15 protein-coding genes are annotated in these 14,842 nt (G+C 70.1%); 13 read left to right on the top strand and 2 right to left on the bottom strand.

Translation table 11 applies throughout. The annotated features are described in order from the left end of the window. From ACKOQ4_RS02340 to metK, 11 genes are all read left to right on the top strand, one after another. On the top strand, window positions 1-841 hold an 841-nt coding region (locus ACKOQ4_RS02340; protein ID WP_526288435.1), incomplete at its 5' end, for an aspartate carbamoyltransferase catalytic subunit. Continuing rightward, window positions 838-2,136, top strand: coding sequence for a dihydroorotase (locus tag ACKOQ4_RS02335; protein WP_526288433.1), 1,299 nt, complete (start codon window positions 838-840; stop codon window positions 2,134-2,136). The genes ACKOQ4_RS02340 and ACKOQ4_RS02335, both read left to right, overlap by 4 nt. Next, complete coding sequence (locus tag ACKOQ4_RS02330; RefSeq protein WP_526288431.1) at window positions 2,133-2,654, top strand: PH-like domain-containing protein; 522 nt, start codon at window positions 2,133-2,135, stop codon at window positions 2,652-2,654. The genes ACKOQ4_RS02335 and ACKOQ4_RS02330 overlap by 4 nt, the downstream gene beginning before the upstream one ends. Then, complete coding sequence (gene carA / locus ACKOQ4_RS02325) at window positions 2,651-3,775, top strand: glutamine-hydrolyzing carbamoyl-phosphate synthase small subunit (RefSeq protein WP_526288429.1); 1,125 nt, start codon at window positions 2,651-2,653, stop codon at window positions 3,773-3,775. Before ACKOQ4_RS02330 ends, carA begins: the two co-directional genes overlap by 4 nt. After that, window positions 3,776-7,117: a carbamoyl-phosphate synthase large subunit gene (gene carB, locus ACKOQ4_RS02320; RefSeq protein WP_526288427.1), complete on the top strand. Its 3,342-nt coding sequence runs from the start codon at window positions 3,776-3,778 to the stop codon at window positions 7,115-7,117. A 1-nt stretch (window position 7,118) separates the two neighbouring features. Continuing rightward, a complete protein-coding gene (pyrF, locus tag ACKOQ4_RS02315) occupies window positions 7,119-7,940 on the top strand; it encodes an orotidine-5'-phosphate decarboxylase (RefSeq protein WP_526288441.1) in 822 nt (273 codons plus the stop codon). Between the two features lie 368 nt (window positions 7,941-8,308). Further along, window positions 8,309-8,620 (top strand): integration host factor, actinobacterial type, encoded by a 312-nt coding sequence (mihF, locus tag ACKOQ4_RS02310; protein ID WP_526288425.1) that lies wholly within the window; start codon window positions 8,309-8,311, stop codon window positions 8,618-8,620. A 70-nt stretch (window positions 8,621-8,690) separates the two neighbouring features. Continuing rightward, window positions 8,691-9,266: a guanylate kinase gene (gene gmk, locus ACKOQ4_RS02305; protein WP_526288423.1), complete on the top strand. Its 576-nt coding sequence runs from the start codon at window positions 8,691-8,693 to the stop codon at window positions 9,264-9,266. A 67-nt stretch (window positions 9,267-9,333) separates the two neighbouring features. Then, window positions 9,334-9,633, top strand: coding sequence for a DNA-directed RNA polymerase subunit omega (rpoZ, locus tag ACKOQ4_RS02300; RefSeq protein WP_526288421.1), 300 nt, complete (start codon window positions 9,334-9,336; stop codon window positions 9,631-9,633). 24 nt (window positions 9,634-9,657) lie between these two features. Continuing rightward, on the top strand, window positions 9,658-10,905 hold the full coding sequence (coaBC, locus tag ACKOQ4_RS02295; protein ID WP_526288419.1) for a bifunctional phosphopantothenoylcysteine decarboxylase/phosphopantothenate--cysteine ligase CoaBC: 1,248 nt from the start codon (window positions 9,658-9,660) through the stop codon (window positions 10,903-10,905). 84 nt (window positions 10,906-10,989) lie between these two features. Next, the gene (metK, locus tag ACKOQ4_RS02290) at window positions 10,990-12,201 is read left to right on the top strand and encodes a methionine adenosyltransferase (protein ID WP_526288417.1); all 1,212 of its coding nucleotides are present in this window, start codon (window positions 10,990-10,992) and stop codon (window positions 12,199-12,201) included. Window positions 12,202-12,262: 61 nt separating this feature from the next. On the opposite strand, the gene ACKOQ4_RS02285 is transcribed toward metK, so the two are convergent. Then, on the bottom strand, window positions 12,263-12,661 hold the full coding sequence (locus ACKOQ4_RS02285) for a hemophore-related protein (RefSeq protein WP_526288415.1): 399 nt from the start codon (window positions 12,659-12,661) through the stop codon (window positions 12,263-12,265). Between the two features lie 71 nt (window positions 12,662-12,732). Continuing rightward, window positions 12,733-13,692, bottom strand: coding sequence for an alpha/beta hydrolase (locus ACKOQ4_RS02280; RefSeq protein WP_526288439.1), 960 nt, complete (start codon window positions 13,690-13,692; stop codon window positions 12,733-12,735). An 89-nt stretch (window positions 13,693-13,781) separates the two neighbouring features. Between ACKOQ4_RS02280 and ACKOQ4_RS02275 the strand changes: the two genes are divergently transcribed. Beyond that, a complete protein-coding gene (locus ACKOQ4_RS02275) occupies window positions 13,782-14,441 on the top strand; it encodes a VWA domain-containing protein (protein ID WP_526288413.1) in 660 nt (219 codons plus the stop codon). Window positions 14,442-14,521: 80 nt separating this feature from the next. Next, window positions 14,522-14,842 (top strand): primosomal protein N' family DNA-binding protein (locus tag ACKOQ4_RS02270; RefSeq protein ID WP_526288437.1); only part of this gene is annotated, 321 nt, incomplete at its 3' end.

Raw genomic sequence — 14,842 nt, 5'->3', positions numbered from 1 at the left:
GCCGACGCTGCGCGGGCGCACCATCATCACGATGTTCTATGAGAACTCCACCCGCACCCGGGTGTCCTTCGAGGTGGCCGGCAAGTGGATGAGTGCCGACGTCATCAACGTCAGCGCGTCGGGCTCGTCGGTGGCCAAGGGCGAGTCGCTGCGCGACACCGCGCTGACCCTGCGGGCGGCCGGGGCCGACATGCTGATCATCCGACACCCCGCCTCCGGGGCGGCCCAGCAGTTGGCGGAGTGGACGCTGGAGGACGACGACACCGGCCCCTCGGTGGTGAACGCCGGCGACGGCACTCACGAGCACCCAACCCAGGCGCTGCTCGACGCGCTGACCATCCGGCAGCGCCTCGGCGACATCGAGGGCCGCCGCGTCGTCATCGTCGGCGATGTCCTGCACAGCCGGGTGGCCCGGTCCAACGTGGCACTGCTTCAGACGCTCGGGGCGGAGGTGGTGCTGGTCGCCCCGCCCACTCTGCTCCCAATGGGGGTCGCCGACTGGGGCGGGGCGAGCGTCTCCTGTGACCTGGACGCCGAACTGCCCGCCGCCGACGCGGTGATGATGCTGCGGGTTCAGGCCGAGCGTATGAACGGCGGGTTCTTCCCCTCCGAGCGCGAGTATTCGATCCGCTACGGACTGTCCGACCGTCGACAGGCCATGCTGCCCGAGCACGCCGTCGTCCTGCATCCCGGGCCGATGCTGCGCGGCATGGAGATTTCCTTCTCCGTTCCCGATTCCTCGCAGTCGGCTGTGCTGCAACAGGTTTCCAACGGCGTGCACGTGCGGATGGCGGTGCTGTTCCATCTGCTGGTGGGTACGGATGAGGAGGTGAGCGTATGACTTCCACCGTGATAAGGGGTGTGCGGCTCTACGGCGAGGGCGAGGCCGTCGACGTGCTGGTGGCCGACGGGCAGATCGCGCAGATCGGCCGGTCGGTCAAGGCGCCCGCCGGGGCCGTGCAGATCGAGGCGACCGGCCAGATCCTGCTGCCCGGCCTGGTGGACCTGCACACCCACCTGCGTGAGCCGGGCCGGGAGTACGCCGAGGACATCGAAACCGGTTCGGCGGCAGCGGCTCTGGGCGGGTACACCGCGGTGTTCGCGATGGCGAACACCGACCCGGTCGCCGACAGCCCGGTGGTCACCGACCACGTGTGGCGGCGTGGCCGGCAGGTCGGCCTGGTCGATGTGCACCCGGTCGGCGCGGTCACCGTCGGACTGGCCGGCAAGCAGCTCACCGAAATGGGACTGATGGCCGACGGTGTCGCCGGCGTCCGGATGTTCTCCGACGACGGCATCTGCGTGCACGACCCGCTGGTGATGCGCCGGGCCCTGGAGTACGCGGCGGGCCTGGGGGTGCTGATCGCCCAGCACGCCGAGGAGCCGCGGCTGACATCCGGCGCGGTCGCCCACGAGGGCCCCACGGCCGCACGCCTGGGCCTGGCCGGCTGGCCGCGGGCCGCGGAGGAGGCCATAGTCGCCCGCGATGCCTTGCTGGCGCGTGACGCCGGTGCACGGGTGCACATCTGTCACGCCTCCACCGCGGGAACCGTGGAAATCCTGAAATGGGCCAAGCAGCAGGGGATCTCGATCACCGCCGAGGTGACTCCGCATCACCTGATGCTCGACGACGGCCGGCTGGTCAGCTACGACGGGCGCAACCGGGTCAACCCGCCGCTGCGGGAGGCCTCCGACACCCAAGCGTTGCGCCAGGCGCTGGCCGACGGGGTGATCGACTGCGTCGCCACCGACCACGCACCGCACGCCGAGCACGAGAAGTGCTGCGAATTCTCGGTGGCCCGCCCCGGCATGCTGGGCCTGCAGACCGCCCTGTCGGTGGTGGCGGCCACCATGGTCGCCCCGGGCCTGCTGGACTGGCGCGGGGTGGCCCGGGTGATGAGTGAGAGCCCGGCCCGTATCGTCGGCCTGGACGACCAGGGCCGCCCTCTCGAGGTCGGCGAGCCGGCCAACATGGTGGTCGTCGACCCGGAGGCCGCCTGGACGGTGGACGGCGCCGTGCTGGCCAGCCGTTCGGCCAACACCCCCTACCAGCAGATGACATTGCCGGCGGTGGTCACCGCCACGCTGCTGCGAGGTCGCATCACCGCGATCGACGGCAAGGCCGCCACCGCGTGAACACCCAGACCGCCGTCGCGACCCTGATCTTCGGGTTCGTGGTCGTGGTGCTGATCGGGGTGGTCATCCGGCGGATGCTGCGGGGCTGGCGCAACCGGGGCGAACGCCAGGAGGCGCTCATCGGCGCGCTGCCGTCGATGCCCGACGTCCTGGGGCCCTCGGTCATCCCGCCCACCCCCGGCCTCTACTTGGGCTGCACCCTCGCCCCGGACTGGCTGGACAGGGTCAACGTGGGGGACCTGGGCTACCGGTGCAAGGCGGTGCTGACCCGCTACCCGCAGGGCATTCTGCTGGAGCGCTCCGGGGCCGGCCCGATCTGGATGCCCGCGGAGTCGGTCTCGGCGGTGCGCACCGAACGGGCGATGGCCGGGAAGGTGCTGCCTGGCGGGGGCGGCGACGAATCCGCAGGCGGAATCCTGGTGATCCGCTGGCGGCTTCCCTCGGGCACCGAGATCGACACCGGCTTCCGCGGCGACGACCGCGCCGTCTACCCGCAATGGACAGGAGCAACGCTGTGAGCCCTCAGAAAGCCGTCCTCGTGCTCGAGGACGGCCGGATCTATACCGGCAGCCCGTTCGGATCGGTCGGCCAGACGCTGGGTGAGGCGGTGTTCTCCACCGGGATGTCCGGCTACCAGGAGACCCTCACCGACCCCAGCTACCACCGGCAGATCGTGATCGCCACCGCCCCGCAGATCGGCAACACCGGATGGAACCACCAGGACGCCGAAAGCCGGGGCGACAAGATCTGGGTCGCCGGCTACGTCGTGCGTGACCCGTCGCCGCGGGCCTCGAACTGGCGCGCCACCGGAACCCTGGAGGACGAACTGGTGCGGCAGGGCATTGTGGGGATCTCCGGGGTGGACACCCGTGCGATCGTCCGCCACCTGCGCACCGAGGGCTCGATGCGGGCCGGGGTTTTCTCCGGGGCCGCGCTGGCCGACGACGCCGAACTGCTGCGCCGGGTCCGCGAACAGCCTGAGATGCTGGGGGCGGACCTGTGCGGCGAGGTGAGTACTGCCGAGGGATATATCGTGGAACCGCAAGGCCCGCAACGGTTCACCGTCGCGGCGCTGGATCTGGGCATCAAGACCAACACCCCACGCAACTTCGCGCTGCGCGGCATCCGCACCCACGTGCTGCCGTCATCGGCCACCTTCGCCCAGATCGAGGATCTCAAGCCGGACGGTGTCTTCCTGTCCAACGGACCCGGTGACCCCGCCACCGCCGACCGGGTCGTCGCGGTCACCCGCGAGGTGCTCGGTGCCGGGATCCCGCTGTTCGGAATCTGTTTCGGCAACCAGATCCTGGGCCGTGCGCTGGGCCGGTCCACCTACAAGATGGTGTTCGGCCACCGCGGTATCAACGTGCCGGTGATCGACCACGCCACCGGCAGGGTCGCCGTCACCGCGCAGAACCACGGGTTCGCCCTGGAAGGAGAGCGCGGGGAGGTCTTCGACACCGACTTCGGGCCGGCGCTGGTCAGTCACACCTGTGCCAACGACGGTGTGGTCGAAGGCGTGAAACTGCGTGACGGCCGCGCCTTCTCGGTGCAGTACCACCCGGAGGCCGCTGCCGGCCCGCACGACGCCAACTACCTGTTCGACCAGTTCGTCGAACTGATGGAGGGACAGCGCTAGATGCCACGCCGCACCGACCTCAAGCACGTCCTGGTCATAGGCTCGGGGCCCATCGTGATCGGGCAGGCCTGCGAGTTCGACTACTCCGGCACCCAGGCCTGCCGGGTGCTTCGCGCCGAGGGCCTGACGGTGAGCCTGGTGAACTCCAACCCGGCGACGATCATGACCGACCCCGAGTACGCCGACCACACCTACGTCGAGCCGATCACCCCCGACTTCGTCGAGAAGGTCTTCGCCCAGCAGGCGCAGCGCGGCCATCCCATCGACGCGCTGCTGGCCACCCTCGGCGGGCAGACCGCGCTGAACACCGCGGTGGCGCTGCATGAGAACGGGGCGCTGGAACGCTACGGAGTGGAACTGATCGGGGCGGACTTCGAGGCGATCCAGCGCGGCGAGGACCGGCAGAAATTCAAGGACATCGTCACCAAGGTCGGCGGCGAATCGGCACGCAGCCGAGTCTGTTTCACCATGGACGAGGTCCGGGAGACGGTGGCCGAACTGGGCTTGCCGGTGGTGGTGCGGCCGTCCTTCACCATGGGCGGGCTGGGCTCGGGCATGGCGCAGAGCCTCGACGACGTGGAGCGGATGGCCGGGGACGGGCTGGCCGCCTCGCCGTCGGCCAATGTGCTCATCGAGGAGTCGATCTACGGCTGGAAGGAATACGAACTCGAGTTGATGCGCGACGGCAACGACAACGTCGTCGTGGTCTGCTCGATCGAGAACGTCGACCCGATGGGCGTGCACACCGGCGACTCGGTGACCGTGGCCCCGGCGATGACGCTCACCGATCGCGAGTACCAGGTGATGCGCGACCTCGGTATCGCGATCCTTCGCGAAGTGGGCGTCGACACCGGCGGCTGCAACATCCAGTTCGCGGTCAACCCCGCCGACGGCCGGCTGATCGTCATCGAGATGAATCCCCGGGTCTCAAGATCCTCGGCACTGGCGTCGAAGGCCACCGGCTTCCCGATCGCCAAGATCGCCGCGAAGCTGGCCATCGGTTACACCCTCGACGAGATCCTCAACGACATCACCAAACAGACCCCGGCCTGCTTCGAGCCGACGCTGGACTACGTGGTGGTCAAGGCCCCGCGGTTCGCCTTCGAGAAGTTCCCGGGTGCCGACCCCACCCTGACCACGACGATGAAGTCGGTGGGGGAGGCGATGTCGCTGGGACGCAACTTCACCGAAGCTCTCGGCAAGGTGCTGCGCTCGCTGGAGACCACCAAGGCCGGGTTCTGGACCACACCCGACGACGACGGCTGGGTCGACGACGTGCTGGCCCGGCTGCGCACACCGACCGAGGGACGGCTCTACGACGTCGAACTGGCGCTGCGCCTGGGCGCCTCGGTGGAGCAGGTCGCCGAGGCCTCCGGGGTGGACCCGTGGTTCGTCGAGCAGATCAACACCCTGGTCGCATTGCGGGCCGAACTGGTCGCCGCCCCGGTACTGGACGCCGACCTGCTGCGGCGGGCCAAGCACAACGGGCTGTCCGACCGGCAGATCGCCGCGCTGAGGCCGGAACTGGCCGGCGAGAACGGCGTTCGCGCGCTGCGCCAGCGGCTGGGCATCCACCCGGTGTTCAAGACCGTCGACACCTGCGCGGCGGAATTCGAGGCCAGGACGCCCTACCATTACTCCAGCTACGAACTCGATCCCGCTGCCGAGAGCGAGGTGGCGCCGCAGACCGAGAAGCCCAAGGTGCTCATCCTGGGATCGGGACCCAACCGGATCGGCCAGGGCATCGAGTTCGACTACAGCTGCGTGCACGCGGCGACCACGCTCAGCCGGGCCGGGTTCGAGACGGTGATGATCAACTGCAACCCCGAGACCGTCTCCACCGACTACGACACCGCCGACCGGCTGTACTTCGAACCCCTGACCTTCGAGGACGTCCTGGAGGTCTACCACGCCGAATCCGGTTCCGGCGCCGGCGGTCCGGGTGTGGCCGGTGTGATCGTCCAACTCGGCGGGCAGACCCCGCTCGGCCTGGCGCACCGGCTGGAGGCGGCCGGCGTGCCGATCGTGGGGACCCGTCCGGAGGCGATCGACCTCGCCGAGGACCGCGGCCGATTCGGGCAGGTCCTGGTCAATGCCGGGCTGCCGGCGCCGAAGTTCGGCACCGCGACCAGCTTCGAAGAGGCCCGCGAAATAGCCACCGCGATCGGCTATCCGGTGCTGGTGCGGCCGTCCTACGTGCTGGGCGGACGGGGAATGGAGATCGTCTACGACGAGAAGACACTGCACGGCTACATCACCCGGGCCACCCAGCTCTCCCCGGAGCACCCGGTACTGGTCGACCGCTTCCTCGAGGACGCCATCGAGATCGACGTCGACGCGCTCTGCGACGGCACCGAGGTCTACATCGGCGGGGTGATGGAGCACATCGAGGAGGCCGGTATCCACTCCGGGGACTCGGCCTGTGCGCTGCCGCCGGTGACGCTGGGCCGCAGCGACATTCAGGCGGTCCGTCGCGCCACCGAAGCGATCGCGCACGGCATCGGCGTGGTCGGCCTGCTCAACGTCCAGTATGCGCTGAAGGACGACGTGCTCTACGTCCTGGAGGCCAACCCCAGGGCCAGCCGCACCGTGCCGTTCGTCTCCAAAGCCACCGCCGTCCCGCTGGCCAAGGCCTGCGCCCGGATCATGATGGGCGCGAGCATCTCCCAACTGCGCGAGGAGGGTCTGCTGGCGGCCGAGGGCGACGGTTCGGCTTTGGGCGCGAGCGCCCCCATCGCGGTCAAGGAGGCGGTGCTGCCGTTCCGGCGGTTCCGTCGGGTGGACGGCTCCGGGGTCGACTCGCTGCTGGGCCCGGAGATGAAGTCCACCGGTGAGGTGATGGGCATCGACCAGGACTTCGGCAGAGCCTTCGCCAAGAGCCAGACCGCCGCATACGGGTCGCTGCCCACCTCCGGGACGGTGTTCGTCTCGGTGGCCAACCGGGACAAGCGCGCGCTGGTCTTCCCGGTCAAGCGCCTGGCAGACCTGGGCTTCCGGGTGCTGGCCACCGAGGGCACCGCGGAGATGTTGCGCCGCAACGGCATCCCGTGCGACATCGTCCGCAAACACTTCGAGTCCCCGGGAGAGGGCCGTGCGCCCACGACGGCGATCGACGCGATCAACGCCGGTGAGGTCGACATGGTGATCAACACCCCCTACGGCAACTCCGGCCCGCGCATCGACGGCTACGAGATCCGCTCGGTGGCGGTGGCGATGAACATCCCCTGCATCACCACGGTGCAGGGTGCCTCGGCGGCGGTGCAGGGCATCGAGGCCGCCATCCGCGGCGACGTGGGGGTGCGGTCGCTGCAGGAACTGCATGCCGCATTCGGCGGCCGCTGAGATGGCCGGGTTCGGAGCCCGCCTGACGGACGCGATCGCCGCCCGGGGGCCGCTGTGCGTGGGCATCGACCCGCATCCCGAACTGCTGGAGTCCTGGGGTTTGCCGGTCAGCGCCGACGGCCTGGCCCGGTTCAGCGAGATCTGCGTACAGGCCTACGCCGGATTCGCCGTGGTCAAACCGCAGGTGGCGTTCTTCGAGGCGTACGGCTCGGCTGGATTCGCCGTGCTCGAACGCACCACCGCAGCGCTGCAGTCGGCCGGGGTGCTGGTGCTCGCCGATGCCAAGCGCGGCGACATCGGATCGACCATGGCGGCCTACGCGCAGGCCTGGGCCGGGGACGGGCCGCTCGCGGCCGACGCCGTCACCGCCTCGCCCTACCTCGGCTTCGGGTCGCTGACCCCGCTGCTGGAGGTCGCCGCCCGGCACGGCAGGGGAGTGTTCGTCCTGGCCGCCACGTCCAACCCGGAGGGCGCCGGAGTCCAGCGCGCGCTGGTCGCCGGGCGCACCGTCGCGCAGTCCATCGTCGATCAGGCAGCGCAGGTGAACCGCGCCGCCGCCGACGGGTCGGTGGGCGTGGTCGTCGGCGCCACCCTGGATCCGGCCGAGGTTCCCGAGCTCGGCGGCCTCGGCGGCCCGGTGCTGGTGCCCGGAATCGGCGCCCAGGGCGGCCGCCCCGAGACCCTGGCCGGACTGGGCGGCGCACGGCCCGGGCAGCTGCTGCCCGCGGTCTCCCGGGAAGTCCTGCGGGCCGGCCCGCAGCCCGCGGCGGTCCGCGAGGCGGGTGAGAGGCTGCGCGACGCGGTCGCCGCCCAGCTGGCCTGAGCTGAGGCGCGACACGCGCGACACGCCGTAGCGGGCCGAATCGGCCGTGAATTTGGTCCCAATGGCGTCCGGCCCCGGCTGCGCGGCCCTGTGGGTTACCGTTAGGGATCGGAATAAAGCCTGTTAGGGGCGGTTTTCGCCGCCCTTGGCGGGGATGCGGGGCGGTGGGCCGGGCGGCCGGCCGGGGCGCTGGACAACGGCCGGGACCGGGCGATTCGGGTCCCGCCGGCCAGCGCCTTTTCGCCCGGGGACAGGGGGTCGGGTTAGATTTCGTCTGGAAGCCTGGGTACGGTCGTCGTCGCTGGCTGAAGAACCCGGCCCAGGCACAGAAAACACAATGTAGTGATCGTTATGAGACGGAGGAACCCGTGGCCCTTCCCCAGTTGACCGACGAGCAGCGTGCTGCAGCTTTGGAGAAGGCTGCCGCCGCGCGTCGAGCACGAGCAGAGTTGAAGGATCGGCTCAAGCGCGGTGGCACCAACCTCCAGCAGGTGCTGAAGGACGCCGAGACCAATGAGGTCCTCGGCAAGATGAAGGTGTCCGCGCTGCTGGAGGCCCTGCCCAAGGTGGGCAAGGTCAAGGCGCAGGAGATCATGACCGAACTGGAGATCGCCCCCACCCGCCGGCTGCGTGGGCTGGGCGACCGGCAGCGCAAGGCTCTGCTGGAGAAGTTCGCCTGAGAGCGGTCCATTGAACGCCGGCGACGGGCCGGACAGCCGGGGCGCGGTGTTTTCCGAGCCTCGACAGCGAGTGACGCGTGGTCGTGTCCTCGTGCTGTCCGGCCCGTCGGCCGTCGGCAAGTCGACGGTCGTCCGCAGGCTGCGCGAGCAGGTTCCGGACCTGCACTTCAGCGTCTCGGCCACCACCCGTGCACCCCGGCCCGGTGAGGTCGAGGGCCGGGACTACCACTTCGTCAGCCCCGAGCAGTTCCAGGACCTGATCGACAGCGGAGCGCTGCTCGAGTGGGCCGACATCCACGGCGGGCTGCACCGCTCCGGCACCCCCGCGGCGCCGGTGATCCAAGCCGCCCGGTCCGGCCGGCCGGTGCTCATCGAAGTCGATCTGGCCGGGGCGCGTGCGGTCAAGAAGGCCATGCCCGACGCTGTCAGCGTGTTCCTCGCCCCGCCCAGCCGGGAGGAGCTGCGTGACCGGCTGGCCGGCCGCGGCACCGAAAGTCCCGAGGTGATGGCACGGCGGCTGGCCACCGCGGAGGCCGAACTGGCCGCGCAGGCCGAGTTCGATGCCGTGGTGGTGAACAGCCGATTGGATTCGGCATGCGCCGAATTGCTATCGTTGCTGGTGGGAAACACGCCCGATTCGGCGTGATCGCGCTCAGCGGCGGCACACCGCCCAACCGAACTCACTGCCACGAGCAGGTCAGGAGAAGCTCTACGTGACGACCACTGCCGATCACTACGATCCGGCCCCCGGTGCGGCCACCGCCTACGACACCCCGCTGGGCATCACCAACCCGCCCATCGACGAACTGCTGGACCGGGTGTCCAGCAAGTACGCGCTGGTGATCTACGCCGCCAAGCGGGCCCGGCAGATCAACGACTACTACAACCAGCTCGGCGAGGGCATCCTGGAGTACGTCGGGCCGCTGGTGGAGCCCGGACTGCAGGAGAAGCCGCTGTCGATCGCGCTGCGCGAGATCCACTCGGACCTTCTCGAACACACCGAAGGCGAGTAGCCGCGCGCCGACGCGGGTCGACCAATGAGCCCGAAGCGCATCATCGTCGGCGTGGCCGGTGGCATCGCCGCCTACAAAGCCTGTTCGGTGGTGCGTCAGCTCAGCGAGGCCGGCCACCAGGTCCGCGTCGTCCCGACCGAGGCCGCGTTGCACTTCGTCGGCGCGGCCACCTTCGAGGCACTGTCCGGTCAACCGGTGCGCGCCGGGGTGTTCGAGGACGTTCCCGATGTCCCGCACGTCCGGCTCGGACAGCAGGCCGACCTCGTCGTCGTGGCCCCGGCAACCGCCGACCTACTGGCCCGCGCCGCCTGCGGGCGAGCCGACGACCTGCTGACGGCCACCCTGCTCACGGCGCGCTGCCCGGTGCTGTTCGCCCCGGCCATGCACACCGAGATGTGGCTGCACCCGGCCACCGTCGACAACGTGGCCACCCTGCGGCGCCGGGGTGCTGTGGTGCTCGAACCGGCCTCGGGCCGGCTGACCGGGGCCGACAGCGGCGCGGGCCGGCTGCCCGAACCCGAGGAGATCACCACCTTCGCCGAACTGCTCCTGGCTCGCGGCGACGCGATGCCCTACGACCTGCGCGGCGTGAAGGTTCTGGTGACCGCCGGCGGCACCCGGGAGGCACTGGACCCGGTTCGCTTCATCGGCAACCGCAGTTCCGGCAAGCAGGGCTATGCGGTGGCGCGGATCGCCGCCCAGCGCGGCGCCGAGGTCACCTTGATCGCCGGCAACACCGCCGGTCTGGCTGACCCGGCCGGCGTGCACGTCCTCACCGTCACCTCGGCCGCCCAGTTGCACGACGCGGTCACCAAACACGCCCCGGAGGCGCACGTGCTGGTGATGGCCGCCGCCGTGGCCGACGTCCGGCCCGCCCACCCGGCCGCCAGCAAGATCAAGAAGACCGCCGACGAGACCGAGCGTCCCGCCGTGGAGTTGGTCCGCACCGAGGACATCCTGGCCAGTGCCGTCCGCCAGCGGGCCGACGGGGAACTTCCCAACATGCGTGCCATCGTGGGGTTCGCCGCCGAGACCGGTGACGCCGCGGGCGACGTGCTCTTCCATGCCCGCGCCAAGCTGCGCCGAAAGGCCTGCGACCTGTTGGTGGTCAACGCCGTCGGGGACGGCCGCGCCTTCGAGGTGGACAACAACGACGGCTGGCTGCTGGGGTCCGACGGCACCGAGGTGGCGCTGGAGCACGGTTCGAAGACGTTGATGGCGAGCCGTATTGTGGACGCGATCGCGGCGTTCCTGCACGGATCGGCCGACTAGCGTTCGCCCGGCTGCCGGCCGGGGAGAAATCAGTTTCACCGAGAGTTTCACCGAAGTGAAGATGTACCGAAGGGGTTTGACACTGTGAGCGACAACGGGCGGCTGTTCACCAGCGAGTCGGTGACCGAGGGGCATCCGGACAAGATCTGCGACGCCATCAGCGACTCGGTCCTGGACTCGCTGCTGGCCGACGACCCCAAATCCCGCGTCGCGGTGGAGACGCTGGTCACCACCGGCCAGGTGCATGTCGTCGGCGAGGTGACGACGTCGGCCAAGGAGGCCTTCGCCGACATCACCGACACCGTTCGCCGGCGCATCCTGGAGATCGGCTACGACTCCTCGGAGAAGGGCTTCGACGGCGCCTCCTGCGGGGTCAACATCGGCATCGGACGGCAGTCGCCGGACATCGCCATGGGGGTCGACGAGGCCCATGAGGTTCGCGTCGGCGGCGAGACGGACCCCCTGGACCTGCAGGGCGCCGGCGACCAGGGCCTGATGTTCGGCTACGCCATCCGCGACACCCCGGAACTGATGCCGCTGCCGATCGCGTTGGCGCACCGGCTTTCCCGGCGGCTGACCGAGGTCCGCAAGAACGGCACGCTGGGCTACCTTCGCCCGGACGGCAAGACCCAGGTCACCATCCAGTACGAGGGCACCACCCCGATCCGGCTGGACACCGTGGTGCTGTCCACCCAGCACGCCGAGGGTATCGACCTGGTCAAGCAACTGGCCCCGGAGATCCGCGCGAACGTCGTCGACGCCGTCCTCAAGGACCTGGCCCACGAGAGCCTGGATGTCTCCGACTTCCGGCTGCTGGTCAACCCGACCGGCAACTTCGTCGTCGGCGGCCCGATGGGCGACGCCGGACTGACCGGCCGCAAGATCATCGTCGACACCTACGGCGGCTGGGCCCGCCACGGCGGCGGCGCGTTCTCCGGCAAGGATCCGTCCAAGGTGGACCGCTCGGCTGCCTACGCCATGCGCTGGGTGGCCAAGAACGTCGTCGCCGCCGGCCTGGCCGAGCGGGTCGAGGTGCAGGTCGCCTACGCCATCGGCAAGGCCGCCCCGGTAGGCCTGTTCGTGGAGACCTTCGGCACCGAGACCGTCGACCCGCACCGCATCGAGAAGGCCATCAGCGCAGTGTTCGACCTGCGGCCCGGCGCGATCGTCCGCGATCTGGACCTACTGCGGCCCATCTACGCCCAGACCGCTGCCTACGGGCACTTCGGCCGGCCCGAACTGGACCTGCCGTGGGAGCGTCTGGACAAGGTCGGCGACCTCAAGAACTCGGTCTGACCCGTGCGCGCGAAAAGCGGCCCCCGCCTCACGACGTGGGCCGCCTTTCGCGCGGGTCAGCTCAGCCGATGAACTGGTTGAACGCCCACTCGTACTCGGTCGGGATCACCTGAACGCCGCACTGCTTCTGCAGGGTGCTCAGCGGGGTCAGGATGGCCTTGAACTCGCTGTACTCCTGGGGGTTGGCGCTGGCATAGGCGCTGATGGTCTGCGCGGCCTGGGACTGCGACTGTCCGGCGGCGGTCATCAGCAGTTTGCTGACCGGCGGGTGTGCGCTCATGTAGGCCTTGGCCTGCTGGGTGACCGTCGCCACAGCGTTGTCCACGCCGGTCTGGCTGCAGTCCGGGGCTGCGGACGCAGTGGGCGCCGCAAGGCCGGCGAGGGCGATGCCGCCGACGATGCCGCCGACGATGCCGCCGATGCGGGCGCGGGTGATGCGCCGGGTCTGAGCGGTGCTCATATGACTTGAATCCTCCACATTCGAAACTTGGCTGTATCCATTGTGGCTTGTCGTTCTGGCGCGGCCAAACGTTACTGGTCAGCGGGACTGTGCAGGGCGGCCCGCAGCGCCGCCAGGCCCCGGTTTGCGGCCCCGGTGGCGGCGGGCACCACCCCGGCATATCCCAGATACCCGTGGATCAGGGTTTTCGCGTTGTGCAACTCCACCGGGACGCCGGAGTCGCGCAGCAGTTCGGCATAGCGGATCCCGTCGTCGCGCAACGGGTCGTGGTCGGCGACGGCGACATAGGCGGGCGGTAGCCCGGAGAGGTCCGACGCCCGGCCCGGGGCCAGTCCGGCAGGCGGGTTCTCCAGGTCGACGTGCCCGGCGTACCAGGTGGTGAACGCGGCCAGGGCAGCCTGGTCGAGTACCGGCGCACCGGCGTTCTCGGCATAGGACGGCAGTGACGGATCCCACATCGTCGCCGGGTACCAGAGCAACTGGAACGCCACCGCCGGGCCGCCGTTGTCCCGGGCCAGGTGGGACACCACCGCCGCCAGGTTGCCGCCGGCCGAGTCGCCGGCCACCGCCAGCCGGGATGCGTCGGCGCCGAACCGCCCGGCGTTGGCGGCCACCCAGCGGGTCGCCGCCCAGGCGTCGTCGACCGCCGCCGGGTACGGGTTCTCCGGGGCCAGCCGGTAGTCGACCGACACGACGACGGTGTCGGCGGCCGCGGCGTGCTCGCGTGCGGTGACGTCATGGGTGTCCAGGTCGCCGACGGCGAATCCGCCGCCGTGGAAGAACATCGTGACCGGATACGGCTCGGCGGTGCCCACGTCGGGCCAGTACACCCGGATGGGTATCGGGCCCCCGGGGCCGTCGATGAGGTGGTCCTCGACCCGCATGTCGGGATGAAACGGCCGGCGCGGGAGGTCCCGCAGCCGACGCCGGGCCTCCTCGACGCCGCCGTCCGCGGTCAGGGCGAAGGGGACGGCCTCCAGCACCTTCTGCAGGATCGCGTCGATGGGTTCCTTCTCCGGCACGGGATGAATCGTGTCAGACCCCCCGGATACGTTTGATTCAACGGCCGGGACCGACCGGAATAAACCGGGTCGACCGGAGTCAACGAAGGGGGAAAACCATGACCGACACCAAGACCGACACCAACAAAACCCTGATCGCCGCGCTGCTGGACCGCTCCGGGTCGATGCAGGCGATTGCCGACGACATGCGCGGCGGGTTCGACGCGTTCATCGCCAAGGAGGCCGGGCAGCCCGGCTTGACCACGGTGACGCTGGCGCAGTTCGACGACCAGTACGAGGTGGTCTATCGCGACCGGCCGGTCGGTGCCGTGCCGGCATTGGTGCTCGAGCCACGGAGCCGCACCGCACTGCTCGACGCGATCGGGCGCTTCGTCACCGAGATCGGAGCCGGGCTGGCCGCGCTGCCCGAATCCGAACGGCCCGCCGACGTCACCGTGCTGGTGATGACCGACGGTCTGGAGAACGCCAGTTCGGAGTGGACCGTGGAGGGCGTGCGCGCGCTGATCGCACAGCAGGAGAGCGTGTACTCCTGGGACTTCGTGTTCCTCGGGGCCAACATGGACGCCGTCGAGGTCGGAACCAATCTCGGGTTCGCGCCGGGCAAGTCGCTGACCTACGACGCCGAGCCCGACGCGGTCGGGCGGGCCTGGAATGCGGTGTCGAGCTACTCAGCCCGGAAGCGGTCCCGCGGCGCGGCACCGGCGGCGTCGATAGTCTTCGAGGACACCGAGCGCCGCGAAGCGCGCAAGAGGCGGTAAAACGACACCGGACGGGAAGTGGAGTGAGCGCATCCGGCCGGCGCGCCGCCGAACACGAGCCCATCGCCCGGGTGCTGCCGATGCTCACGGTGCCCCACCTCGACCGCGAGTTCGACTACCTCGTTGCGGCGGATCAGTCCGACGCCGCCCAGCCCGGGGTGAGGGTTCGGGTCCGTTTCCACGGTCGGCTGGTCGACGCCTTCCTGCTCGAGCGGCGCTCGGACACCGACCACGCCGGCCAGCTGGGCTGGCTGGACCGCGTCATCTCCGGTGAGCCGGTGCTCACCGCCGACGTGCGGAGGCTGGTCGACGCGGTCGCCGCCCGCTACGCCGGAACCCGGCCCGACGTGCTGCGGCTGGCCATCCCGCCGCGGCACGCCGGCGCCGAGAAATCCGCGCGG

It is taken from the genome of Mycobacterium sp., from assembly GCF_046095365.1.
GTDB lineage: Bacteria > Actinomycetota > Actinomycetes > Mycobacteriales > Mycobacteriaceae > Mycobacterium.
Note: the sequence above shows the minus strand (reverse complement) of the source record. Positions and strands in the feature narration are given on the sequence as shown.